The sequence below is a fragment of the Pseudoalteromonas sp. MER144-MNA-CIBAN-0113 genome, assembly GCF_040308965.1.
GTDB classification, from domain to species: Bacteria; Pseudomonadota; Gammaproteobacteria; order Enterobacterales; family Alteromonadaceae; genus Pseudoalteromonas; species Pseudoalteromonas tetraodonis.
Map to the genome: position 1 here is coordinate 1 of NZ_JBEOOG010000578.1, position 240 is coordinate 240.

Below are 240 nucleotides of genomic sequence, written 5' to 3' on the forward strand. Positions count from 1 at the left end.
GTTGTATAAACATACCGGAATAAGCTTCGCTTTTTCTTCAAGCTCAGCTTGTTGACGCTGAAAGCTACGTAAAATGGCGTTTATCAGTCCTTTTAATCCAAAAGCGCGTAGTTGAGCCAGTGCGTTAACCGTTTCTGAAATGGCAGCATGAGGTGGTACGCGCATATGCTGCAGTTGATAAATACCTACGTATAATAAAAACTGAAATATTCTACGTTTACCTTTTAATGGCTGCTCTAC

Annotated in this window: 1 protein-coding gene; it reads right to left on the reverse strand. The window is 40.4% G+C overall.

What is annotated here, in order from left to right:
* Positions 1–240 (reverse strand): transcription antitermination factor NusB (locus tag AAEY57_RS21020; RefSeq protein ID WP_350608787.1); only part of this gene is annotated, 240 nt, incomplete at both ends.